21 protein-coding genes and 2 pseudogenes are annotated in these 23,688 nt (G+C 34.8%); 4 read left to right on the forward strand and 19 right to left on the reverse strand.

Translation table 11 applies throughout. The features are described from left to right. Positions 1–279: 279 nt before the first annotated feature. Both QT711_RS12490 and QT711_RS12495 read left to right on the forward strand, forming a co-directional pair. Positions 280–639: a hypothetical protein gene (locus QT711_RS12490; RefSeq protein ID WP_317944732.1), complete on the forward strand. Its 360-nt coding sequence runs from the start codon at positions 280–282 to the stop codon at positions 637–639. Positions 640–693: 54 nt separating this feature from the next. Continuing rightward, positions 694–1,113 (forward strand): hypothetical protein, encoded by a 420-nt coding sequence (locus QT711_RS12495; protein ID WP_317944733.1) that lies wholly within the window; start codon positions 694–696, stop codon positions 1,111–1,113. A 287-nt stretch (positions 1,114–1,400) separates the two neighbouring features. Here QT711_RS12495 and QT711_RS12500 read toward each other — a convergent pair whose 3' ends face one another. The 19 genes and pseudogenes from QT711_RS12500 to QT711_RS12590 form a co-directional block, all read right to left on the reverse strand. After that, entirely contained in the window at positions 1,401–1,643 is a 243-nt protein-coding gene (locus QT711_RS12500) for a hypothetical protein (protein WP_317944734.1), read from the reverse strand. 29 nt (positions 1,644–1,672) lie between these two features. Continuing rightward, positions 1,673–2,380: an SMEK domain-containing protein gene (locus QT711_RS12505; RefSeq protein WP_317944736.1), complete on the reverse strand. Its 708-nt coding sequence runs from the start codon at positions 2,378–2,380 to the stop codon at positions 1,673–1,675. A gap of 410 nt (positions 2,381–2,790) precedes the next feature. Then, positions 2,791–3,570: an abortive infection family protein gene (locus QT711_RS12510; RefSeq protein WP_317944737.1), complete on the reverse strand. Its 780-nt coding sequence runs from the start codon at positions 3,568–3,570 to the stop codon at positions 2,791–2,793. Between the two features lie 59 nt (positions 3,571–3,629). Beyond that, a pseudogene (locus QT711_RS12515) lies at positions 3,630–3,821 on the reverse strand (UDP-glucose 6-dehydrogenase); the annotation flags it as partial. Between the two features lie 197 nt (positions 3,822–4,018). Continuing rightward, positions 4,019–5,245, reverse strand: coding sequence for a nucleotide sugar dehydrogenase (locus QT711_RS12520; RefSeq protein WP_317944738.1), 1,227 nt, complete (start codon positions 5,243–5,245; stop codon positions 4,019–4,021). Continuing rightward, positions 5,232–6,476, reverse strand: coding sequence for a lipopolysaccharide biosynthesis protein (locus tag QT711_RS12525; RefSeq protein ID WP_317944739.1), 1,245 nt, complete (start codon positions 6,474–6,476; stop codon positions 5,232–5,234). The genes QT711_RS12520 and QT711_RS12525 overlap by 14 nt, the downstream gene beginning before the upstream one ends. After that, a complete protein-coding gene (locus QT711_RS12530; RefSeq protein WP_317944741.1) occupies positions 6,466–7,395 on the reverse strand; it encodes a hypothetical protein in 930 nt (309 codons plus the stop codon). The genes QT711_RS12525 and QT711_RS12530 overlap by 11 nt, the downstream gene beginning before the upstream one ends. A gap of 406 nt (positions 7,396–7,801) precedes the next feature. Next, complete coding sequence (locus QT711_RS12535; protein ID WP_317944742.1) at positions 7,802–9,004, reverse strand: glycosyltransferase; 1,203 nt, start codon at positions 9,002–9,004, stop codon at positions 7,802–7,804. Between the two features lie 44 nt (positions 9,005–9,048). Continuing rightward, on the reverse strand, positions 9,049–10,125 hold the full coding sequence (locus QT711_RS12540) for a glycosyltransferase family protein (protein ID WP_317944743.1): 1,077 nt from the start codon (positions 10,123–10,125) through the stop codon (positions 9,049–9,051). After that, positions 10,118–11,251, reverse strand: a complete 1,134-nt coding sequence (gene wecB, locus QT711_RS12545; RefSeq protein WP_317944744.1) for a non-hydrolyzing UDP-N-acetylglucosamine 2-epimerase — start codon at positions 11,249–11,251, stop codon at positions 10,118–10,120. Before wecB ends, QT711_RS12540 begins: the two co-directional genes overlap by 8 nt. Before the next feature lie 3 nt (positions 11,252–11,254). Beyond that, on the reverse strand, positions 11,255–12,364 hold the full coding sequence (locus QT711_RS12550) for a capsular polysaccharide biosynthesis protein CapF (protein WP_317944746.1): 1,110 nt from the start codon (positions 12,362–12,364) through the stop codon (positions 11,255–11,257). Further along, positions 12,364–13,383 (reverse strand): nucleoside-diphosphate sugar epimerase/dehydratase, encoded by a 1,020-nt coding sequence (locus tag QT711_RS12555; protein ID WP_317944748.1) that lies wholly within the window; start codon positions 13,381–13,383, stop codon positions 12,364–12,366. Before QT711_RS12555 ends, QT711_RS12550 begins: the two co-directional genes overlap by 1 nt. After that, positions 13,384–14,589, reverse strand: a complete 1,206-nt coding sequence (locus tag QT711_RS12560; protein ID WP_317944750.1) for a glycosyltransferase family 4 protein — start codon at positions 14,587–14,589, stop codon at positions 13,384–13,386. Beyond that, complete coding sequence (locus QT711_RS12565) at positions 14,586–15,245, reverse strand: sugar transferase (RefSeq protein ID WP_317944752.1); 660 nt, start codon at positions 15,243–15,245, stop codon at positions 14,586–14,588. Before QT711_RS12565 ends, QT711_RS12560 begins: the two co-directional genes overlap by 4 nt. Positions 15,246–15,247: 2 nt before the next feature. Further along, the gene (locus QT711_RS12570; RefSeq protein ID WP_317944753.1) at positions 15,248–16,069 is read right to left on the reverse strand and encodes a formyltransferase family protein; all 822 of its coding nucleotides are present in this window, start codon (positions 16,067–16,069) and stop codon (positions 15,248–15,250) included. Positions 16,070–16,090: 21 nt separating this feature from the next. Then, the gene (locus QT711_RS12575; protein WP_317944755.1) at positions 16,091–16,771 is read right to left on the reverse strand and encodes a PIG-L deacetylase family protein; all 681 of its coding nucleotides are present in this window, start codon (positions 16,769–16,771) and stop codon (positions 16,091–16,093) included. A 77-nt stretch (positions 16,772–16,848) separates the two neighbouring features. After that, on the reverse strand, positions 16,849–17,079 hold the full coding sequence (locus QT711_RS12580; protein WP_317944756.1) for a type IV pilin protein: 231 nt from the start codon (positions 17,077–17,079) through the stop codon (positions 16,849–16,851). 321 nt (positions 17,080–17,400) lie between these two features. Then, a pseudogene (gene galU, locus QT711_RS12585) lies at positions 17,401–18,278 on the reverse strand (UTP--glucose-1-phosphate uridylyltransferase GalU). A gap of 734 nt (positions 18,279–19,012) precedes the next feature. Next, on the reverse strand, positions 19,013–20,842 hold the full coding sequence (locus QT711_RS12590) for a polysaccharide biosynthesis protein (protein WP_317944890.1): 1,830 nt from the start codon (positions 20,840–20,842) through the stop codon (positions 19,013–19,015). A 490-nt stretch (positions 20,843–21,332) separates the two neighbouring features. Here QT711_RS12590 and QT711_RS12595 point away from each other — a divergent pair, with 490 nt between their 5' ends. Both QT711_RS12595 and QT711_RS12600 read left to right on the forward strand, forming a co-directional pair. After that, on the forward strand, positions 21,333–22,250 hold the full coding sequence (locus QT711_RS12595) for an LCP family glycopolymer transferase (RefSeq protein WP_317944757.1): 918 nt from the start codon (positions 21,333–21,335) through the stop codon (positions 22,248–22,250). A gap of 195 nt (positions 22,251–22,445) precedes the next feature. Then, entirely contained in the window at positions 22,446–23,522 is a 1,077-nt protein-coding gene (locus QT711_RS12600; RefSeq protein WP_317944758.1) for a C40 family peptidase, read from the forward strand. The last annotated feature ends 166 nt before the right edge of the window (positions 23,523–23,688 follow it).

The following is a 23,688-nucleotide window of genomic DNA, read 5'->3' on the forward strand; positions in this document are numbered from 1 at the left end:
ATTTACCTCCTGTGAACTTAATGCCCAACAGGAGTGTAAGTATTTTTTCAGATGTTGGCAAGTGGCCTTTTTTTTATACATAAATTAGCTGCCGTTTTCTACATTTCTAGTGTGCCATAAACAGGATATGTAATTGGAGTGATTGAACTGAATTTCACTGTACACAGGCCCCGATTTAAAAATCTATAAATTTATTTTCGCCCCTATGTATCCTTTTCGCTAACCCGCATCTATATAAAGAGTGAAAGGGCTGTTCACAATGGAAAGGGGAAGATGAAAATGAAACAAGGTTGGATTAACTTGCAGGGATCACTGATTGACAAGCCGGTGTGGAGAGAGACAACAAACGAAGAGAAATCGACGTTTATCACAATGCTGGCGTGTGTGAATGATCGCGAAGAAGAAGGGGTTTGGAAAAATGAAACGATGACCGTTAAACCAGGACAGCTGCTCACAACTTTAGGAGCATTTGCTAGACAGGTCCACTACTCAATGACAAGCGAGAAGGTCAAGGTTGCTTTAGAAACACTCGCTCGATTAGACGTTTTGAAGTATGAAATACATGGACAAGACTTGCTCATTACAGCTTTGGAGTGGAACCGGTTTGACGGAGGGGAAGCATCGAGGAGACAATGCTAAGCTTTTGGGGCTTATACAAGTATGAGGAAATGAAAAATACGAGGAGTGTGTATGATGAAAAACAAATATTATGGACATTTTAAGTTCGAGAGTCATAGGGAGTTAATGAAAGCATCCTTCCATCATAGAAATTACCACGAAGGCGTTTTGTCGAAAGAAGACCTCGACGTAATTGAATGGATTGTGATGCACAATTTAGGATACTGTGCACCAAATATGAGGGAGCAAGCGCATACACTATTCAAGCTGCCTTACGCCACGATCGATCGTTCACTTGAAAAACTGATCACGCTCGGCATTATTGAACGGATTGAAACAGAACGTGACGGTACTTCGATTACGCTCTATCCGTTGCTGCCTTTCAGTAAGAATCTTGACAATGACTGGGTACCAGAAAAAGGCAAAAGAGTTTTCATCATCGATGAAGATTTCATACGGTTCCTTAATGGTACAGAAAATCGTGTAACGAAGTAGACAACTCTGAAGACGACAGGATGATAAGTTGACCCGTTCATCTTAATCGAACACTTAGTATACTCTCATTATAAAACGCCTGAACGTTTCGCGCCAATGTTCAAGGCGTTTTTGTAATTTTGTCGGTGCCTGTGCCTGAAACATTCATGTTAATTCAGCCAATTTGAATGGTTATGTAAGAAATAATATAAAACACAACGCCTACAACATTCTGAATTTATATATATCCAATTGTAGTGAATTAACTGAATTCAACCTTGCGCAGGCACCCTGTTTTCATTATAAAATTATTTTTCGAAAATACATAAATCCATACCAACAATAAGAAGATAGAGCTCTTGACTGCTGAGATTCTCTTTTAGGATTACCCAGAGCCAATTTAAATGGTCGGAAGCATCTTTGTGATCAAAAATGAAAATGGCTCCTGTTTTACAACCATCATTATATTCAAATTCATTTTCAATGAAGTCATACTCTACTAAGTTCTCGAAGGCGTCATTTGAATTTTCTTCCGATATTCTTTTTCCCACTCCTTGAGTTAATAGGAGATATTCGTCATCTATGTTTTTGAGATTGTCAAACAGTCATATAATAATTGTCGTTCTTTAGATGAAAGTAATTCTAAATTATTACTAAACTGATTTAAGACTAAATCAATATCATGTTGTAGCGTGTTATCTATTTCGCAATCATTCATTTCTAAAATTGAATATAGATTATCGAAATTATTTGGTAAGACCGCCTTCTTATTTGTTAAGATTCGATTGTTAAATGTTTGTTTTAACATATCGAAATTTATAGAAAGATAACTTATAAATTTATTTTGTTGCGCATCATTCAAACCTTTAAACACATTAACGAAATCTACAGGGGTCATGATATCATATGGGATATCTGATTCAACTGATGTAGGTGCTTTCTCCAAATTCCAAATTACTATAAGAATTTTTGAGTAATTCTTTTCTAATTTATGCTTTTTAAAAAGGTTAAGTGTTGTAGTGATTTTGTTTTTTGTATTTTGAGAAGTGACTTGGACTGCAATTTTATTTTTTATATCACCTAAATCGATTCCTGGGTGATTTGCTTGCTCACTTTCTAAAAATTTCAAGTTGAAACCGAATAAGGTATTTAAAATGTCTTTTGTTACTAATTCCAATTCTTTACTGAAATCATATTGACCTAATTTATTTTGTAACTTAGTATAAGTTACAATTTGAGTAAAGCATTCGATGATTTGTTCTGTGTTCTTTTGATTAATTGTTTTCATAATATCTCACCCCTCATATATTAGTTGTAAGAGCTCTTTCCGATAGAATTTCCAGTTAATCCGGTCAGCTGTAGCACCTGTTGAATTTCCTATAGGAAATGATCGACTTTTGTAACTGTGCCAGAAACATTCATGTTAATTCATCCAATTCCCATGGATATGCAATAAAAAAATACAAACACATCAACTACCACAACTCATTTTTAGCTATATGCAATTGTAGTGAATTAACTGAATTAAACCTTGCACAGACACCCGGTTTTGATTCTGCATAGGAGTGTCGACAAAAAACTCCATTCTAAACTCAGGTGATGTAGGGGCTACTTCTTTTCCATCTATTCTAAATTGATTGCCTCGTTTAGTAGTTATCGTTTTAGTTTTCATAGGTTCCTCCTAGTCCCCGCTATCTTTTAATTGTTGTCTGGATCCTGATATACTTCTATTAGGAATTTTGCTAATGTTACTCCAGCATTAACTGCTAACCGTGCATGATAAGGTTTTAATCCACTTTCATTTTTAACTTTACCATGCCCAGTACCGTAGGCATTTCTAAGCTCAGCAATACCTATTACAATTTGCCCCAAATTATTTAAAGTTCTTTTAACAGTTTGATGAGCTTTATTCGCATCTTCAACATCATCTGGAATTAATTCTATATTTTTATGGACAGCTTTAATTAATTCCGGAAGATCAAAGTCATCAATATTTCCCTCAATTTCATTCTTAAGAATGGTCTTTAAAACTGTTTCGACCATTTCTTTTGTTGTACCGATAGCAAGCTCAGGATCATCCTCCAAAGAATCATAAATACGTTTTAACTGCTTTGATAAGTCAAATTCTTCCGTATCAAGTGGATTATCCTCTAATAAATGTGCCGGTTCTTCATCTAAATATAGTTCTTTATATAAATCCATACGTTTTCTTTGTAGCCACTCTTTTAAGCTTACAAATTCCGCAATCTTTTCTAATTGACTAGTATTTCTTCCAATATCTTTTAACACGTCTATAACATTTTGTGTATAATCGGGATCACCCCAATTTAAGCTGCGAATAAGGCGATTATGGTCTTCAATAGTATCTACCTCGTCTATTTCATAAGCAAGTTTTGTCCAATCACTTGCATCAAATTTAGATTCAATAGCCAGTCCAAGTGCATAAATGAGACGATTCTTATTTTCAGTGTTTAACATAGATCCACCCCAGCAATTCAGATATTATGCATATCAGTCGTATTCCGCCAACCCATTTCCTAATCTCTACTAAACAAATCTCTTGTGTACACCTTGTCCTCTACATCACGTAGATCATCGGACAATCGATTAGCAACGATCACATCCGAAACTCTCTTAAACTCTTCAAAGTCATTAATTACTCTGGAATTAAAGAATGTCTCCTCATAAAGTGCCGGCTCATATACAACAACTTCAATACCCTTAGCTTTAGTGGACGGTGCCTGCGCCAGATACATTCATGTTAATTCAGACAATTTGTATGGATATGCAATCAATAAATACAAACACACCAACTACAGCAACTCAATTTTATGTATATACAATTGTAGTGAATTAACTGAATTCAACCTTGCACAGGCACCTGATTTCAACTTTTTTATTCATATTTATCCCCCACCCCCTTTTCCTATAATTTATAAACATCTTCAAATGAACAAATATTTTTGGTATCAAGGACGAGCTTATTCTTAATAAGTTCCATATTACTTTTTATCTGGTCATGCCCAACCATAATTACTAGGATCTCAATCTCATTTAAAAAACCCTCAAAATTCAAGAATTGATGATCTACAATTCTTTTCTTTACGAATGGATCAAAGACTTTAACACCAAAAGCTAAGTGCTCATCCATTCTTTCTAGTAATTGAAGTGTAGGGCTTTCTCGTGTATCACCAACATTCTCTTTATAAGCTAAGCCATATAATCCAACTTTTGATATATCCTTAATATTATGCTCTCTCATGATATCTCTTATTCTACCAAGTACATGCCTAGGCATAGAATCATTAATTTTTCGTGCTGTTAAAATCAAATTTGTTAAATCTGGATAGTCTCCAACCAAGAACCAAGGGTCCACTGAAATACAATGGCCTCCAACACCGGGGCCTGGTTGTAAGATATTAACTCGGGGGTGCATATTTGCGATTCTAATAATTTCATAAACATCCATATTATCGGTACGGCAAATTTTCGCTAACTCATTTGCGAAAGCAATATTAATATCTCTATAGGTATTCTCAACAACCTTAGACATTTCTGCTGATCTTATATCGGTTACAACAATATCTGACTTACAGAATTTCGAATATAATCCTTTAACTTTCTCTCCAATTTCAATGTCATCTGCTCCTATTGTTCTTGAATTGTGTTCAAGCTCGTAGAGCATATTTCCCGGTATGATTCTTTCCGGAGCATGTACTAAATGAATATCAGTTCCTATAATAAAGTCTTTTTTTTCAATTTCGAGTCGTATATGTTTATCGATTGTTCCAGGTGAAATTGTTGATTCAATAATTATTATTGAACCTTTTTCACAAATATTAAGTACGCTATTTAAAGCTGAGATAACATACTTTGGATCAAGCTTTTTACTGTTTTTATTGTAGGGAGTTGGTACTGCAAGAACATAAGTATGCGTCTTCTGATATTCAGTTGTAAATTTTATTCCATTTGTTCTGGCATGTTCAAACAGTTCCTCTAGCCCTTCTTCTTCAAAAGTTAGCCTTCCTTCTGACAATGAATTTATTAAATTAGTATTGTAGTCAGTTCCTACAACACTAATGCCGTGTTTAGCAAACATAAGTGCAGTAGGTAAGCCAATATAACCAAGACCTATAACATTAATTACTGACAAAATTTCCATCACCTTTCTTTTGGTGTTTTTTTAAACTAAAGGTTGTTATTACGAGCATTAGAATAATTTTCAAAAAGTTTACAATTAATATTGAGTAACAAAATCCCATTAATCCGTATTTTGACATACCTAAAAAACCTAGTAATATATATAGAAGAAAGTATACTCCCTGGATGATTGGCTGCCACATTGCATTGCAGAATCTTAATAGTGTTGGTTGAATAGTGTTCCCTAGAATAAAAACTGCAGCAACTAGATTTGCTATATAAAAGTATGGCAATGCACTACTAGCAAGTGTTGGATATAATAGTTTTATAATAGGAATGCCAACTAGTATAGTAATGATATAGAAGAAAAAAGTTACTATTGTAAAACTACCAACTCTTGCATAAAATTGTTTAATGGTAAGCCTTGTTTCTTTAGCGTAATAAGTTAGTAAAACGCCTGTTATAGGTATCATAACAATCCCAACTGTTTTCCCTAAAAATGATGCAACGTTATATATTGCAACCTGTTCTGCTCCCAAAACTGGATATATATAAAATCTATCCATATAGGTAATCAATGTGGATAAAACAGCAGCAGAAAAAATATATAAATATTTCTTTATAGTTTTTTTAAATAGAGGAGTGCATTTGAATCTATCATGTAACACTTTAGCCGTAAAAAAAATATATATGCAGGCAAATAGCTCACCTAAGATAAAAGTAAATACCCATATTTGAGTAATATAAGTTATGATTATCCCAAGTATATATCCAATAAAACCAAATACACTGACATATAAAGTTTTTTTATAATTTATTACTATTCTATAACTTACTGAATAATAAGCTCGGAATAATAGAAGGGATGATATCAAAGTACACCCAACAACTGTAAAATTAAAATCCTTTAATATTATACTTGTTAGTGTAGGTACAGCTATGATATTTACAATAAAAATAAAACAAAACATTAAATTATAATCGCCATTTAGATGCTTTTCTTCATATTCAGACTGAAGTAATAATCTAGTATTATTTAATGGATTCCCTAAAGAAACACCTATTACATTAACAACTCCCATGATTGTTAACATTAACCCATATTCCTCACTAGATAAAAATCTACTTAAGTAAGGATAAGCTAGTATTTGTGTTGCTAGCGTCAATAGTAATGTAGCTATAATGTTTAATGTAAAGTCTTTAAATATTCTAGATTTAAGCTTATTAATATACTTATTTAACATCATTAACATCCCGTTCAATATTAGATAATGTAAACTTGTGATTACCTTTTATTCTGACTCTAGATGAACCTGTATCATCACTCTTTAGAACACTTGAATTCAATAACAATAACATAATCATCATCAAACCCATTCCGCCAGTTAATAAGGTTGTTAGTAGAGCCGTATCATTCAAAACAAACATTATATAACTAAAAGATCCTACTACAACATAGATAGGAAGATCTCTTGTTGACGCATCAATAACATTTAATATAATTCCAAAAATTAACGCTACAATTATCATTACTAAAATTCCACCATTTGCATATGCATCTGCAAATATGCCTGTATTTGAATTTGAACCCACACCATTATGAGAAAAGAATCTACCGATTACAAAACCAATCTTCTCTCCAAAAGGACTTTCAACCATAAGAATTTTCCCAATAATACCATCAGCAAAATGGAGTTTATCTCTGACATTGAAAAATTCATAGTATTGGAATTGTATTTGCGCAGGAATAAAAGTGAGCCTATATGGGATTGCCCTTCTAAGTGCATCTGTGATCATTAATGTATCTAAAAGATATGCAAAAATATTCAATAAAGACATTGATAAAGCCATCTCACGGATAAAATTGTTCCTTTTTGTTATAATTATAGTCATTATCAATACTCCTATTGAAAATAAAAAAGCTTTATTACCAAAGCTCAGATACATCATTAATTGTAAAACTAAGATTGGTAGCATTAATAAGTATTTCCGTTGAAAATAAAAATAAGTAAAAAAGAAAGGACAAAGTACTTTAGTACTCCAATTCATCAAATAGCCTGAAATTCCAGCCAGGTCATATTCTGATCTCAAATTATAAATCGAGTCAAAGTTAAATGCCCGAGGATCTATACCCCCTCTTATATAAATCAAGTATAATGTCATAAAAATATACAAAAAAAACATAAAACTTAACCAAACCTTAGATGTTCGATCTTTTATGTTTATTGAAGATAATTTTATCTTTAATACTAAACATATAATTATGGACGATAAGATAACAAAAGTAGTATATAAAAGACTTTGATTATTAAGCCAATAATAAGAAAGTGTTGGTATAATTAAAAATATTTTCAAAATAACAAACAGATAAGTTGATGGTCTACTTTTGTCCTTAGGAGAAAAGAGCACCAATATAAAAAGAAATATATTTGATAACCAAAAGCCCTCTATATTTATTTGCATAGTTAGTCCACTATAACTATATCTTGGAGAAATAACGAATGCATACATAAACTCAATTACAAATTTATATATTATCAAATAAAAGAAGACTTGTTTACTTGAAAATTTATTTAATGCTATGGTTCCCTCCAAATCTTTCCACCTCTTTTTGAATTATACCTATATATTCGTTAGCAATATCACTATAGTTATAGTTAGTTTTGACGTACTCAATAGCGTTCTTTCTAATTTGCTTGTATTCATCTTCTGGAGTATTTATATAATTTAATACTTTCATTCTGAAATCTTCTACATCACCTGCTACAAAAGTTCTACCATTGTTATTAGATAATCTTTGAATATTGATATTGTTATTTTCAGAAACTACAGGTAAACCACAAGCTTGAGCATCGTAAAAACTTAGACTACATTGCTTTGGAAAAACGGATAAATCTGATGCTTGATAAAATCTTGCAAGCTCAGTATATTTTTGTGTAGGAAATCGAATCACTCTACTTTCAGACTTTAAAAACATTTCTTCTACTTTTTCTCCGTATTCTCCATTTGAATTTCCTACAACAATTAATACTACATTTTTGTTAGTATCAAACTTCTTTTCAAAGGCATTAGCTAAAAGCATTCCACCCTTTGCCTCATCTAGCTTTCCTGTATATACAACAACAAAGTCATCATCACTGATATTATTATTTTTTCTAAATTCACTTCTAATATCTTTGTCTGGATAGAATAACAAAGTATCTGAACCTACAGAAATCCAAGGACTTTGTCCAAGCGGTATATTTAAAAACTTTTCAACATAGGGGTCGTCCTGCGTTCTTATAACGGGTATTTTCTTATTTATAATGATTGGAGTAAAGACATTCCTATAAATAAATCTAAATACCTTATTAAATTTATTCTTTGATGCCATTGCAAGCATATGACTATCCATAACAATTGGATAATTGTAATTCTTTAGCTTTAGTAAATATCTCATTGCAGTCAATGTATCATTTCCATGAATATACAATATATCAGGATTTATATTTTTGACAACTTCAAAAAGATCCTTTGTGAATACTGCTCTGCCACTAATAAAGCCCCTATTTTTCACTCTAATAATGTTTACTCCAGTTTTCTTCTGATAATCCTTATCCCTTTTATCAATATCCTCTTTTCCGAAAAAGCCAGTTAAATCATTAGGAGCGTTGTCCATATTGGATGTTATAATAGTAACTTCGTGTCCCTGCTGAACCATATACTTTGGTAAAATATTAATTTGATATCCAGCATCAGGGTGAAAGAAATCTTCAATGTGAATTATATTCATTGTTTTTATACCATCCTTACTCAAAATACAATTTACATCATATTTTATATTTTATAGATGTATTTTTTTACCATATCGTTAAATACTTCATTTTCTTCTTCAACTAATTTTACAAATCTCTGACACTTCTGTTCAAAAATACTCCAATTAATAGATTGGTAGTAGTTAAATAAATCAGTACATGCATTCTTATCTTGCAAATTAAATACAAATCCGAAACCAAATTGAGTGCATACTTCTTCCATATAGGTATCTGGACAAACGATAATTGGCATTCTAAGCTTAGCTGCATAATATAGTTTGTTAGATAATGCATAATCTAATAAAGGAGAGTTGTTACCATATAGGTTGTAAATAATATCTGTATCATAATAATACTCTAATGTTTTTTCAGGAGGAAATCGATCAATTAAATCCACATTGGCAATATTATTATCTAGACAAAACTTTTTTAATGAATTGGCACCTTTACCAATAAATCTTAGAAGAAAACGATCATCATCTTTAAATTTTAGTATTACTCTTTTATTTTGATCGTTAAACCTTATTAAACCAATATATGATATAACAACCCTCTCTTTATTTCGTTTTCTTTTTTCAAATCTTACTATTGTATCTTTATCTATTTTAATGTCATTATGAACAATAGTGTATTCATATTCAGGAAGGAAGCTTTTATATCCTTTTGAAGAAATAACTGTATTTGCCGACTTATTAATTAAGTTCTTTACTAAAGAAAAAAATATCTTATTTTTCTCCATCGTATAATCCCTGACGTCAACTATATATTTACCACTAAGTTTCTTTTTTAAAATTTTTTGCAACAAAATACCTACACTAGTTTGCAACAAAATAACTCCATCATAATCTTTCTTCTTAATAATATCTATAGCATATTTTCTGAACTTCACATATCCAGATATTTTTTTTAGTTTTCCTTGATTTTCCTCCATTTCATATCGGAAAGGGAAAACTTCTTTTGCTCCCATATTTTCATTAATTCCATGCCTATTCCAATATATAATGTCGTAATCACAATCAATTAGTGATATATACTTGGAAATATATGGGCATAAATATAAATTACTTAAAGTAATAAAACAAATTCTCTTTTTACTCATTGTTTTTACTCCAAACAACTCTGTTCACATAATCTGTATAGGAAAGGATAATTCGAACAACTTTTTCAGATACATTAGGCATACTATAATCTTTAACTAGTCTCAGTGTTCCCTCTCCTTGATTTTCTAATATATCCAACCCTTGTAATATTCTTTCTTTCTTAACTCCAACCATCATTACTGAGGCTTCTTCCATTGCCTCTGGTCTTTCGTGAGCTTGTCTTATATTAAGCGCTTTAAAACCTAGGATAGACGATTCTTCACTAATTGTCCCACTATCACTTAGTACCGCCTTAGCTTTTATTTGAAGCTTTACATAATCTGTGAAACCCAAAGGCTTCATTGTATTGACTAGTGGGTGGAAATTTACACCCTTTGAATCAATCATATTCCTAGTCCTAGGGTGTGTACTTACAATCACAGGCATATTATACTTTTCTGCAATAACATTTAAACTATCAATTAAATCTAGAAAATTAGTCTCTGAACTAATATTTTCTTCTCTATGTGCAGAAACAACAAAATATTTCCCTTCTTCAAGATTCAACCTTTCTACTACATCAGATTTCTCAATATCGCCTTTTCTAGAATTAAGAACTTCAAACATAGGACTTCCTGTTTTAATAATTCTATCTGCAGGTAAACCTTCTCTTAACAAATACTCTCTGGCAATATCACTATAAGTTAAATTAATATCTGCAGTGTGATCTACAATTTTTCTATTTGTTTCTTCTGGTACTCTTTGATCATAGCATCGATTTCCTGCTTCCATATGGAATATTGGAATATGACGTCTTTTTGCTGCAATAGCACATAAACAGCTATTAGTATCTCCTAGAACTAAAAAAGCGTCGGGTTTTACTTCTTCCATTATAGGATCAATTTTAATTAGTATATTTCCAATTGTTTCTACTGCAGTACCAGTAGCTGCGTTAAGATAATAGTCCGGTTTCTTTAAATTAAAATCATTAAAAAACACTTCATTTAATTCGTAGTCATAATTTTGCCCTGTATGGACAAGAGTGTGTTCTATTGCATTTGACTCTTCTAATTTATTGATTACAGCTGACAACCTGATAATCTCTGGTCTAGTGCCAACTACTGTCATGACTTTTAATTTCTTCATATGTTAAACCTCCAGGTAATAAGTGTCGGGTTTCTCTGGATCAAATAACTCATTCGCCCACATAATAGTGACCATATCTGTATCACCGAGATTCTCAATGTTGTGTGTATATCCAGTTGGTATATCAACTACTTCCATCTTTTCCCCACTGACATAATATTCAATAACTTCATTAGAATCAATTTTTCTAAAGCGAATAACTCCATGCCCGCTAACAACTAAAAACTTTTCGTTTTTTGTATGATGCCAATGGTTACCCTTTGTAATGCTTGGCTTAGAAATGTTAACCGACACTTGACCTCTTTCTGGTGTCTTAATGAACTCTGTGAATGAACCTCTATCATCTACATTCATTTTGAGTTCATAACAAAACTTATCTTTTGGCAAATAGCTCAAGTACGTACTATATAATTTTTTAGTAAATGAATTAGACATATCAGGAACTAATTGTTTTTCCCTACTTTGTTTAAAAGAATAAATCAAATCAACAATTTCACCTAGTGTAATAGTGTGAACTACTGGTACCTCACAAAAATCACCTATTACATTTTCATTACAGCTTAAAGCATTAATAAGCTCTTCAACAACATCATCAATATAAACTAAGTTCATCTTAACGTTTGGATCGTTCACATTAATTGGTAGGTCATTAGCGATATTATGGCAAAAAGTAGCAACTGCACTATTGTAATTAGGTTTACACCATTTCCCAAATACATTAGGAAAACGATATACTAGTACCTTTGCACCGGCTTGAATACCGTATTGAAATAGTAAATTTTCACCTGCTCTTTTACTTATACCATAAGGGTTGCCTAACTCGGCTTGAATAGAAGATGAAATCATTACTGGGCAGTTGTTTTGATACTTATTGAGAGTTTCTAATAATGTAGATGTAAAACCATAGTTTCCATCCATGAATTCAGATTGGTTCTTAGGGCGATTTACTCCTGCAAGATGAAATACAAAATCCGCATCTTTACAATACTCATCAAGTAAAGCTGCTTCTGTTTCCCTACTATATTCATATATATCTGTATAATTTCGGTTTCTTAACTCTACTATAAGATTTTTACCAATAAAACCTTTTGATCCAGTTACTAATATCTTCATCATTTATTCCAACCTTTCAATTCTTCATGAACATAATCAAGCATTAAGAGTTTATCTTTAATCGCCTCGATTCTTAATCGCTCCGTGTTATGAGAATTGTATTCATCTTCAGAAGATAATTTTTGATTTCCTTCTTCAAAATACTTACCATAATTAAGGTCTCTCTTATCTGCAGGAACTCTATAAAATCCACCTAAATCTTTTGCAACTACATGCTCTTCTCTTGTAAGCAAAGTTTCGTATAACTTTTCACCATGGCGAGTACCTATGACTTTTATTTCATTTTCAACATTAAATAATTCTTTAAGTGCCTGTGCTAAATCTCCAATAGTTGAAGCTGGTGATTTTTGCACCATAATATCGCCTGCTTCAGCATTTTCAAAAGCAAATACTACGAGTTCTACAGCCTCCTCCAAACTCATGAGGAATCTTGTCATATTAGGATCAGTAACTGTTAAAGGTTGTCCACTTTTAATCTGTTCAATAAATAATGGAATTACTGAACCTCTTGAAGCCATTACATTGCCATAACGTGTCCCACAAATTAATGTCCTCTCTGGATCAACCGTTTTTGCTTTAGCTACAAATACCTTTTCCATCATTGCTTTAGAAATCCCCATTGCATTTATAGGATACGCAGCTTTATCAGTAGAGAGGCATATAACTTTCTTAACACCACTTTCAATAGCAGCATTAAGCACGTTTTCAGTTCCAATTACGTTAGTCTTAACAGCTTCCAGAGGAAAGAACTCACAAGAAGGAACTTGCTTTAATGCAGCTGCATGGAAAATATAATCTACACCATGCATAGCATTCTTAACACTTGCCAAATCTCTTACATCGCCTATATAGAACTTAAGCTTTTCATTTTTATAATGCTTTCTCATATCATCTTGTTTTTTCTCATCTCGAGAAAATATCCTTATTTCTTTTATATCTGCATCTAAAAATCTTTTCATAACAGCATTACCGAAGGAACCTGTCCCTCCAGTTATTAGTAGAGTTTTATTTTTAAACACTTAATAGACCTCCAAATTATTTAACTCATTCTCCAGGCGTTCTATGAATATATTTTTATTATAATTCTGGATATAATAGTTTTGTGCATTAACACCCATTTGTTTCTTTCTATCACTATTGACAAATTCCAAAATTAGTTTTGCAAAATCTATATATTTACCAGCCGCACAACAAAGCCCACAATCTGCATCTTTTATTACAATACTAGTTTCACCATCTATTGCTCCAATAATAGGTTTACCTGCAGCCATATACGATTGAACCTTTCCCGGGAGTGTATAGGAAACATTTTTATTATTAATAAGTGTAATTAACATAGCATCTGCCATTTCATAAAAGCTAGGCATATCTTCAAGAGGTCTTCTTCCATAGTAAACTAAATTATCAAGCATATATTTACTTGCTAATTCTTTACATCTATCTAAGTTAGAACCATCACCAACAATATGAAAGCGAATATTTTTGTGATTCTTCAATTCATTTGCTGCTTGTACTATAGTTTCTACTGACTGAAATTCACCAATGTTACCAGCAAAAACAAAATTGTAAATGTCACTCTTATTACTCTCAATTACTCTTCCATCTTTATTAAGTAAAAATAAATCTTCAGCATATTGAGGAATATGGCCTATACTATCGGTTTGAAAATCAAATGTATCTTTAAAATACTTTTTAAACATACTTGATGTAACCACAATTTTATCTGCTGACTTATATATTCTTTTTGAAATAATTAAGAACAAATTAAAAATAAGAGAGCCTTTTTTTATTCCACCAACTGTTAAGCTTTCTGGCCAGAGATCTAGACAATATAACAATAACTTTTTTTTATATTTCTTTTTATATATGATTGCTGGTATTGCCATCATAACAGGTGAAAGCTGATTAACAAAAACTACATCATATTTATCTCTTAAATTAAAAGTCTTCAAAGATGCAGATAGAGTGAAACTTAGATAATTGAGGAATAACCTAAGTTTACTATTACCCCTTCCAATCTCGTAGGTTCTAATCACTTTCACACCATTTTTAATTTCATTTTTTTTATTCTCATTACGATACTCTTCTAGTACTTTACCTTCTGGATAGTTAGGAAGACCTGTTACTACAGTGACTTCATGCCCTCTTTTAACTAGCATTTCGCATATATCAGTTATCCTGAATGGTTCAGGGTAATAGTATTGACACACAACTAGTATTTTCATTTTCCTGCAGTCTCCTCTTTAGTAGCAGCTACTTCAGCAGTTCCTCTATTGACATTTACTAAACATCTATCAACATATTTTTCCTCCCCGAAAAGAACTACACCAAAAGTCCTGATTATGATTTTAAAATCAAGCCCCAAACTATAATGATCTACATAGTAAACATCAAACTTATACCTATCTTGCAATGAAAGATAAATATTACCGCTAACCTGTGCTAATCCAGTCAACCCTGGTTTAATATTTAATCTTTTCGAAATTTCATCTGTATAATCCTTAAGAGACGCCACACGCTCTGGCCTTGGTCCTACAAGACTCATTTCACCTTTTAAAACATTTAGCACTTGAGGTATTTCATCTATTTTACTTCTCCTTAAATATTTTCCAATAGAAGTAATTCTATCATCATCCTTCATTACTTCTTTGCCTTTAGTCATTTGCTCCGAACCAGGTTGCATAGTTCGAAATTTATAAACCTTAAATATTTTCCTATGATACCCTGGTCTTTCTTGTAAGAAGAATATCGGGCCTTCTGAAGTAGCTTTAATTAAAATGGCAACTACCACCCACAAAGGAAGTAATAATATAAGTACTGATAAAGAAACAACTACATCAAAAAAGCGTTTAGTAGTTTTTTGAAACTTCTTTTCTACCATGACTACCCCTCAATCTCATATTCAATAGGAATTAAATACCCATCACTTAGTTTTATTCCGCCATCGTTTTCATCTGTTTTAGCTGACCATATTGTCATTGTTTTATCTCTATCTTTATAGAAAGCTCCTGGATACGGATGTGTAACAGCTCTTACCAATTTATCAACTTCATCCATGGTCATACTACTTAATATCTCACCATCTTCTGGCTTTCTCCCTGGCCATTCAGTAGCTTCCGCGTCATTTTGCTTTGTAAGTGTAATGTTGTTATTTACGATATCATCCCAATACTTTGCAATAAGAGTAATGTGCATATCGTCCACTTTTTGATAAAGCTCAGTTGCTGATGTATTCTGATCTAGTTGAATAACGCCCTGACCGATAATATCTCCTGTATCAACACCTTCATCCAACTTAAACATAGTTACACCAGTTTCTTTTAACCCTTTAATGATTGCCCACGGTATTGCTGCTCTTCCTCTACCGACTGGTAATAATGTAGGATGCATACCTATACAACCATACGTAGGTGCTTCAAGAACATCTTTCTTTGCAATTTGGGACCAACCAATAATAAACAACCAATCAATTTGCTGTTCTTTTAAAGTACTAAGAACCTTCTGATCGTTGATGTTATCAATCTTCAATAGGGGTGCATTATGTTCGTTTACAATCTCATCCAAAAAAATTCTTCCAGACTTATTCTTCGCTTTTTCATCTTTAAGAGTGATGAGTAAATCAAGACTCCCACCAATGCGATATATTTCTTCAATACAGCTTAGACCTAATTGTACACAAGTAGCAAAAGCTATTTTTTTCGTCAACTTATCTCATCCTCTCTTAATCTAGAATCCACGTCTAAATACACTTTCAAAGGCTTCAGCATAAACCATTCCAGCTTGGCCACCACGGTAGGCTGCTAATCCTTTGATTGCCTCATTACTTCTAGGATGAGGGTAATCTCTCATTACTCCACGATACTTCGCTAGAGCTTCTATCTTTTTATCAACACTCTCTTCACCAACTTCAATAAAAGTGTTTGGTGAAAATTGATTCATTGTTTTGTTTAGTCCCCATTCCGTAGATGATGGGACTTCCATGAAGAGGAGTTCTTTTAAAGGTTTAACATCACTTCTGCGTTGGAACAGCCTCGATGCTGCTTGGCAAGCCAGAGAAGTATGAAGGTGATCATTATTTAAATCCGCTGGATGGTGTGTAAAAATCACATCCGCTCCTGTTTCAATAATTGCCTTTTCGATAAATTGTACAAGTCTTAAATGTGGGACCATGTTAAACTCAATGTTTGGAAATTCTCCTGTAATGACTCTATCAACGCCTAGAATATTCATAGAATTATTTACATCTTCATTTAACTCTTCCGTGCTTGGTCTGAATTTTCTAGCATTCACATCACCTGAAAGGATGCAGACATTTACGGAATGGCCTTTCTGTGTTAATTTATGCATAGTAGCACCTGCTCCTAAAACTTCGTCATCTGGATGTGCAATAACAACTAAATATGACATTTCATTTACCTCGCTTATGTTTTATTTTATGTCTTTTTTTAATACATTTTCAGTAGATTAGGACTTAATTAGAAGATCTACTTCCAACCAACTACTAAACCACTAAAATTTTTATCTTCTATAAATAACATCGTATTAAACTGATCAACTTCTATTCCGTTGGCAACACAAACTTCTTTATTCACTTTAACAACTCTGTTTACATACATAGGAATCGCTATACTAGCCAATATCCCAAGAATCACAATGACTGCTAGTAATTCCACTAGGGTAATCCCTTTACTACAAAGAAACAATTTTCTAACCATTCACATGCATCTTCGCCTCCTTTAGGTAAATAAACAACACTTTATTTCTATAGATGATTCTTTATACATCGCAAACAAAACAAAAAAACAGGGCATTTAACCCTACCTCACACCATACTCTTGATGACAAAACGCATCTAAGGTGGCGCATACACATCACCCACAGCACAGCCGAGTGCCTTCATTAATAAAGGTCAGAAGACATCACCTACAAACAATAGACCGAAGGGCTGATCCCCACAAAAAAGAACCAAAGGTTCGCCCTAAAAAAACTCAGCCAACCAACAACAAAGACCGAAGGTCAGCCCCTCACTCACTTAATCACTCACTTCCTAGCTCAACCTCAACAACTTTCCCTCTCATATAATCCAACAACTGCTCACGTAACCCCTCATTCTGCAACGTATACTCAATCGTCGGCGTAATAAACCCTAACTTCTCTCCAACATCATACCGCTTACCTTCAAAATCATAAGCAAACACACGCTGAATCTTATTCAACTGCTGGATCGCATCCGTCAACTGAATCTCTCCGCCTGCACCCTTCTCCTGCTTTTCCAAACACATGAAAATTTCAGGAGTCAACACATACCGACCCATAATCGCAAGATTAGAAGGCGCTGTTCCAACCGCAGGCTTCTCGACAAAGTTCTCAACCGCATAACGGCGACCTGTTTGACTGGATGGCTCAACGATCCCGTACCGATTCGTTTCATCATCAGGCACAGTCTGTACACCGATTACTGAAGCATGCGTTTCATTGTATTAATCAATTGCTTTAATCCTGGTGTTTCACTTTGCACAATGTCATCCCCGAGCAACACTGAAAACGGTTCGTTGCCAATGAATTTACGCGCACACCATATCGCATGGCCGAGGCTTTTAGGTTCTTTCTGACGAATATTATGAATGTCGACATCCGATGATTGACGAACTTTCTCTAAAATGTCGTATTTCTCTTTTTGTGCTAAATTATCTTCAAGCTCAAAGTTATTATCGAAATGATCCTCGATTGCTCGTTTTCCTTTTCCAGTAACGATAATATTATCTTCAATTCCTGAAGCGATTGCTTCTTCGACGATGTATTGGATTGTCGGTTTATCGACAATCGGTAACATTTCTTTTGGCATCGCTTTTGTGGCAGGTGAAAAATGTGTTCCTAAACCTGCTGCTGGAATAATTGCTTTCCGTACTTGTATAGTTATCACTTATACCTGCTTACGCCAATAAACCAAGCAAGACAAATTTCTTGTTAACGTGCAAGTTTCGAATTTGATATATATGATGTCTCGCCTGTAATAGCAAAATATAATTTACATTTTGGCTGTGCTGGACGGGCGGATACAAACCCATAAAAACTGCATTCTAAAACAACTCAAAGCGACTTACATTGACAATTCAACCCTTGACTGTTAACCAATACGATTGTCCATCCATCTTCCAACTGCATAATCTCCAGCGGAAAGGCTTGCAAATCAACTGATATTACGGGGCGAGCACTCCAGAAACTTTCCATAATGTCTACAATTTGCTCCGCTCTATCTTTTCGTTATTCGAATATGTATCGGGATAAACCATACGCAACTTTTCTAACTGTATCGGTTCGTTCCTGCCCCGATGATGTCCCGCATGCCACCCTTTTCAAATGAAACCTCTTTATAAAAAACTTTCTTCCATCATTTTGTGTTCAAAAAACTTCTAAAGAAATTATCCTTATTCACTCTTTAAGTCTGAGAGTGTTAAAGTATTACTGCGCTTTTTATACTTCGGATTGGAGCGCAAGGCGGCGACTCCTTGGGGATTAGCGTGACAGGTGAGACCCCACAGGAAGCGAAAGCGTAGCGTCGCTGACGAGGAGGCTCACCGCACGCCCCCAGGAAAGCGTCCACCTGCAGCGGAAATCCCTTAGCTTATACTAGTATTAATCTACCTATTACACCGTCAGTTTCAAAGGTGGCTCAACAACCTTCCGATTCGCCAACCCGACCAACGTATCCCTTAACTCCTCTGTCCCCATATCCAACAGCTTGTCCAACACATACTGCTGCTCGGTTTCTGTAATCGGCGTCGCTTTGCCGACGTAAATCTTCGGAAACACATAGTCACTTTGCCTCTCGCTTTCGTTCAGAAGCTCTTCAAACAGTTTCTCACCAGGACGGATTCCGCTGTATTCGATCTTTATCTCATTCTCACAGTAGCCTGATAGACGAATAAGGTTCTTCGCCAAATCAACAATCTTCACTGGCTCACCCATATCGAGGACGAATACTTCGCCGCCGTTTGCTAATGTACCCGCTTGGATGACGAGTCTGCTTGCTTCAGGAATTGTCATGAAATAACGGGTCATTTTTGGATCAGTTACGGTCACGGGGCCGCCCGCTGCGATTTGTTTTTTGAACAATGGAACGACACTGCCGCGCGATCCAAGGACATTTCCAAACCGTACAGCTGCAAACTTCGTATCGCTTTTCTTCGCAAGATTTTGAACAATCATCTCAGCAAAACGCTTTGTTGCGCCCATGACGTTCGGCGGGTTGACTGCTTTGTCGGTGGAAACGAGAACGAAATACGGGACGCCGAACATGCGCGCTGCTTCTGCGACGTTTTTTGTGCCGAAGATATTGTTCTTCACTGCTTCCATCGGGTTCGCTTCCATAAGCGGGACGTGTTTATGTGCCGCCGCATGATAAATGACATCCGGGCTATGCTCTGACACGATGTCAAAAATACGTTGGCGGTCTTTGACATCTGCGATGACCGGCACAATTTCTGTAGTCGATGCAACTTTTTCATGCAGTTCACGTTCTATTAAGTAGATGGAATTTTCGCCATGACCAAGCAAAATGATCTTTTTCGGTGTAAACCGATTCACTTGCCGACAAATTTCTGAACCGATTGATCCCCCTGCACCGGTGATCAAAATCGTTTTGTCGGTCAGCTTGCTTGCAATGGCCTCCATGTCCAATTTCACTTCTTCTCTTCCGAGCAAGTCTTCGATCTTAACGTCTTGGATATCCGAGACAGATACTTTCCCAGTCATGAGGTCTTCAATCCGAGGAATTGTCTGCGTTCTTGCCCCTGTAGCGACGCAAGTCTTCACCAGTTCCGCCATTTCCTGTTTGCCCATTGAAGGAATTGCGATAATAATTTTCTCAATGCGATTATCTTTCACAAATTCGGGTATATGTTTTGTATCCCCTGCGATTTTCACTCCGAACAATTCGAGGCCGTGTTTTTTTTCGTCATCATCTATAAACAAAACCGGACGCATGCCGCAATCGGGGTTTTGGGAAATTTGACGGACGATGACACTTCCTGCTTGTCCAGCACCAACAATCATTGTACGTTTTGCCTCACTCGTATCTTCATTATGTAAGAACGTATCCCGGTAGAGCCGCCAAGACAATCTGGAACCACCAATCAGCAAAATATGAAGCATCCACGTGATCGCTAGCGCTCTTACATAGATATCTTGTTTAATAGCAAGATGCACGAGTGCTACAACAATAATTGTCAACGTTACTGCTTTAAAAATAGACTTAAGTTCGCCAATTGATGCATACGTCCACGCTTTACGGTACAAGCCATAACGCCAAGCAAAGAAATGATGTGCCAGTTGAATTGTAATTGCACTCACAAACAACATCTTGCTATAAATGAGCGCAGGTGTCGGTGACAACATGAAATAACCAATATAAATGGAAAATAAGACGATAAAAGAGTCAACAAAAACCAACATGGTCAATCTTTTTTTAATCGTTATAGTACTCACGTCCTTCATGAGAAAAATTTACCGCTTTTTTTCTACATTTTCTGCAACTAAATACTATTATAGCAGTAGATTATAAGGAAAACTATATGAAATTCTTGTTACTTCCCAAACACCGCGTATTCATTCATATCCAAATATTTATTTTTTCATAAAAACTTCTTGTTAAATCTTCCTCATTTCTTTGTATTAAACAAGCATTCCAATGAATTTCCAATTTAAAGAGTCTTTATTCTCATCCCCAGTGAAGTATAGAATACAATATTAATTTATTATGCAACTTTCGTAATTTGTGTATCCTTTTTCAAATTGAAACTTCCTTTCATTGAAAATACATTTCATTTTTCTTCTAACTTATTCTTAAAAGCTCATGTACATCTAGTTATTAACTAGATAGATTGAGATAGACGAATCATTCTCAAGGTGCTACTATGTAATTATCGATATTTTTTTACATTTTCAAACAAAAATTTTGGAGGAGAACATGATCGTTAAAAAAAGAAAAAAATGGCCTTGGGTTTTATCCATCTTAGGAATCGGACTAATTGGCCTACTTATTTACGGTATTAGTATCTATACGAATTTCACTAAAACTATAGACGAAATTCATGAACCAATAGACCGTGTCGTTTCGGAGAAAAGAGAAGAACCTGTTTCTTTTACGAAGCAAGAACCTTTTTCAGTGCTTATTTTAGGGGTAGATGAACGCGAAGGGGACAAAGGCCGTTCTGATACGATGATTGTCTTGACCATCAACCCAACGACGAAATCTACAAAGATGTTAAGTATTCCACGCGACACGTATACAGATATTATCGGCAAAGGGTTTTCGGATAAGATCAATCATGCTTATGCTTTTGGTGGAATTGAAATGTCCATGGATTCAGTCGAGCATCTTTTAGATTTACCCATCGACTATATCGTTCAAGTGAACATGGAAAGTTTCAAAGATATTGTCGATGCAGTAGGTGGTATTCAGCTTAACAATCCACTAGACTTTCAATCTGGTAATAAAAAGTTCAACAAAGGGGTTATCTCCTTATCAGGTGAAGAAGCACTAACGTACATTAGAATGCGGTATGAAGATCCTAGAGGTGATTTTGGTCGACAAGATCGTCAAAAACTTGTGGTTCAAGCCATTTTACAAGAAGGCGCTTCTTTAAATAGCCTCCTTAATTATAAATCGATCTTTGAAGCCATTGGGAAAAACGTTCGGACCAATATGGATTTTGATGAAATGATGGATGTCCAAAAGAATTACAAAGACGCAATCGGCACTGTCGATCAACTCTTTTTCGAAAAAGGCCATGGCAATAAAATGAATGGCATTTGGTACTATATGATGAACGAAGACGAACTCGAACAAATACAAAACGAGTTAAAAGAACACCTAGAACTCTAATCCTTGTGGGCGGATACCTCGTATCCGCCCCGTTTTTTATTACTTTAGAATTACGTATGACCCTTGTAATATATTTGTAATTATAATCTTATTGAACTATCCCTTGAACTTAGATACTATTAGTATTAGAGAACATTACTAGTCCGACTTGCCAATTCGACAATACTATACGCAATACATACGAGGAGAGAGACTATGAAGAAAATCGCTGCTACTACTCTAGCAACTGGAGCATTCAGTTTACTTATTGGAATCTCAAATGCGGAAGCCAGTACATATACCGTAAAATCAGGTGATAGCTTATGGAAAATTGCTCATGCCCATAATATTTCGATTTCACAATTAAAAAAATTGAACGCGTTATCATCGGACATGATTTATCCCAATCAACAAATACGCATTCACGCTGACAACAAAGAGACGGAAGTCGCGTCCAAACCAGAGAAACCAGAGAAACCAGCAAATCCTGTAACACCAAGTAAAGAATACGTTGTACAAAGCGGTGACACTTTAGGTAAAATTGCCCGTTTACACAATACGACTGTACACAATTTGCAAGCTTTAAATCACATTACAGGTCACTTAATCTTCCCTGGACAGAAGTTAATAGTGTCAACTAGCGCTAACTCAACACCACCTACAACACAGCCAACTGTACCACCTACTGCGACAACTCCAATTGTACCTTCACCAAGTGGTACGTATACAGTCGTTAGAGGGGATACACTTTCAGGGATCGCTTATAGGCAAGGTATTTCAGTTACACAACTCATGAATTGGAACAACCTTACGTCAAGCTTAATACGCGTTGGGCAAGTATTAAAGATTGAGAACAATGTCGTAGCTACCCAGCCAGAAACGACACCTGTTTCATCGCCCGTACAAAAACCATCTGCTTCCGGCACGGTTGGCACCATTCTTTCAACCGCAACTTCTTTACTCGGAACACCTTATGTATGGGGAGGTTCAACGGTAAACGGATTTGATTGTAGTGGTTTCATTTATTACGTTTATAACAAAGCAGGGGTTAAGATCCCAAGAACAAGTACGATCGGTTTAGATGCACGTTCCTACGAAGTTTCAACACCAGCAGTTGGAGATTTAGTGTTTTTTAAAGATACTTATCGAAAAGGGATTTCTCATGTAGGGATCTACATCGGCGATAATAAGTTCCTACACGCTGGAGGCGACCGCGTCCAAATCACCCATCTTTCAAATAGTTATTGGAGCAAGCATTTCGATAGCTACAAACGTTTTTACGCTATGGATTAATAGTAGACCACAAACTGTAGGCAAACACCTAGCATTTCGGTGTTTGCCTACAGTTTTTCAATACTACCCTTGTTAATTTCGATTGCTGGAGCTTTCCGCAATTCAACGACATTCCATCTTATTATCGGCAAAAGAGGATGGGACAAAACACTAAATAGACCTTTTC

It is taken from the genome of Sporosarcina saromensis (genome assembly GCF_033253735.1).
GTDB lineage: Bacteria > Bacillota > Bacilli > Bacillales_A > Planococcaceae > Sporosarcina > Sporosarcina saromensis.

What these genes read in the sequence shown, in the direction of transcription:
- QT711_RS12550 (WP_317944746.1), bottom strand. Translation starts at nt 12,364, where the DNA reads ATGAAGATATTAGTAACTGGATCAAAAGGTTTTATTGGTAAAAATCTT.
- QT711_RS12530 (WP_317944741.1), bottom strand. Translation starts at nt 7,395, where the DNA reads ATGACATTATACTTGATTTATATAAGAGGGGGTATAGATCCTCGGGCA.
- QT711_RS12600 (WP_317944758.1), top strand. Translation starts at nt 22,446, where the DNA reads ATGAAGAAAATCGCTGCTACTACTCTAGCAACTGGAGCATTCAGTTTA.
- QT711_RS12560 (WP_317944750.1), bottom strand. Translation starts at nt 14,589, where the DNA reads ATGAAAATACTAGTTGTGTGTCAATACTATTACCCTGAACCATTCAGG.
- QT711_RS12495 (WP_317944733.1), top strand. Translation starts at nt 694, where the DNA reads ATGAAAAACAAATATTATGGACATTTTAAGTTCGAGAGTCATAGGGAG.
- QT711_RS12535 (WP_317944742.1), bottom strand. Translation starts at nt 9,004, where the DNA reads ATGAATATAATTCACATTGAAGATTTCTTTCACCCTGATGCTGGATAT.
- wecB (WP_317944744.1), bottom strand. Translation starts at nt 11,251, where the DNA reads ATGAAGAAATTAAAAGTCATGACAGTAGTTGGCACTAGACCAGAGATT.
- QT711_RS12510 (WP_317944737.1), bottom strand. Translation starts at nt 3,570, where the DNA reads ATGTTAAACACTGAAAATAAGAATCGTCTCATTTATGCACTTGGACTG.
- QT711_RS12575 (WP_317944755.1), bottom strand. Translation starts at nt 16,771, where the DNA reads ATGTCATATTTAGTTGTTATTGCACATCCAGATGACGAAGTTTTAGGA.
- QT711_RS12595 (WP_317944757.1), top strand. Translation starts at nt 21,333, where the DNA reads ATGATCGTTAAAAAAAGAAAAAAATGGCCTTGGGTTTTATCCATCTTA.
- QT711_RS12525 (WP_317944739.1), bottom strand. Translation starts at nt 6,476, where the DNA reads ATGTTAAATAAGTATATTAATAAGCTTAAATCTAGAATATTTAAAGAC.
- QT711_RS12565 (WP_317944752.1), bottom strand. Translation starts at nt 15,245, where the DNA reads ATGGTAGAAAAGAAGTTTCAAAAAACTACTAAACGCTTTTTTGATGTA.
- QT711_RS12505 (WP_317944736.1), bottom strand. Translation starts at nt 2,380, where the DNA reads ATGAAAACAATTAATCAAAAGAACACAGAACAAATCATCGAATGCTTT.
- QT711_RS12540 (WP_317944743.1), bottom strand. Translation starts at nt 10,125, where the DNA reads ATGAGTAAAAAGAGAATTTGTTTTATTACTTTAAGTAATTTATATTTA.
- QT711_RS12490 (WP_317944732.1), top strand. Translation starts at nt 280, where the DNA reads ATGAAACAAGGTTGGATTAACTTGCAGGGATCACTGATTGACAAGCCG.
- QT711_RS12580 (WP_317944756.1), bottom strand. Translation starts at nt 17,079, where the DNA reads ATGGTTAGAAAATTGTTTCTTTGTAGTAAAGGGATTACCCTAGTGGAA.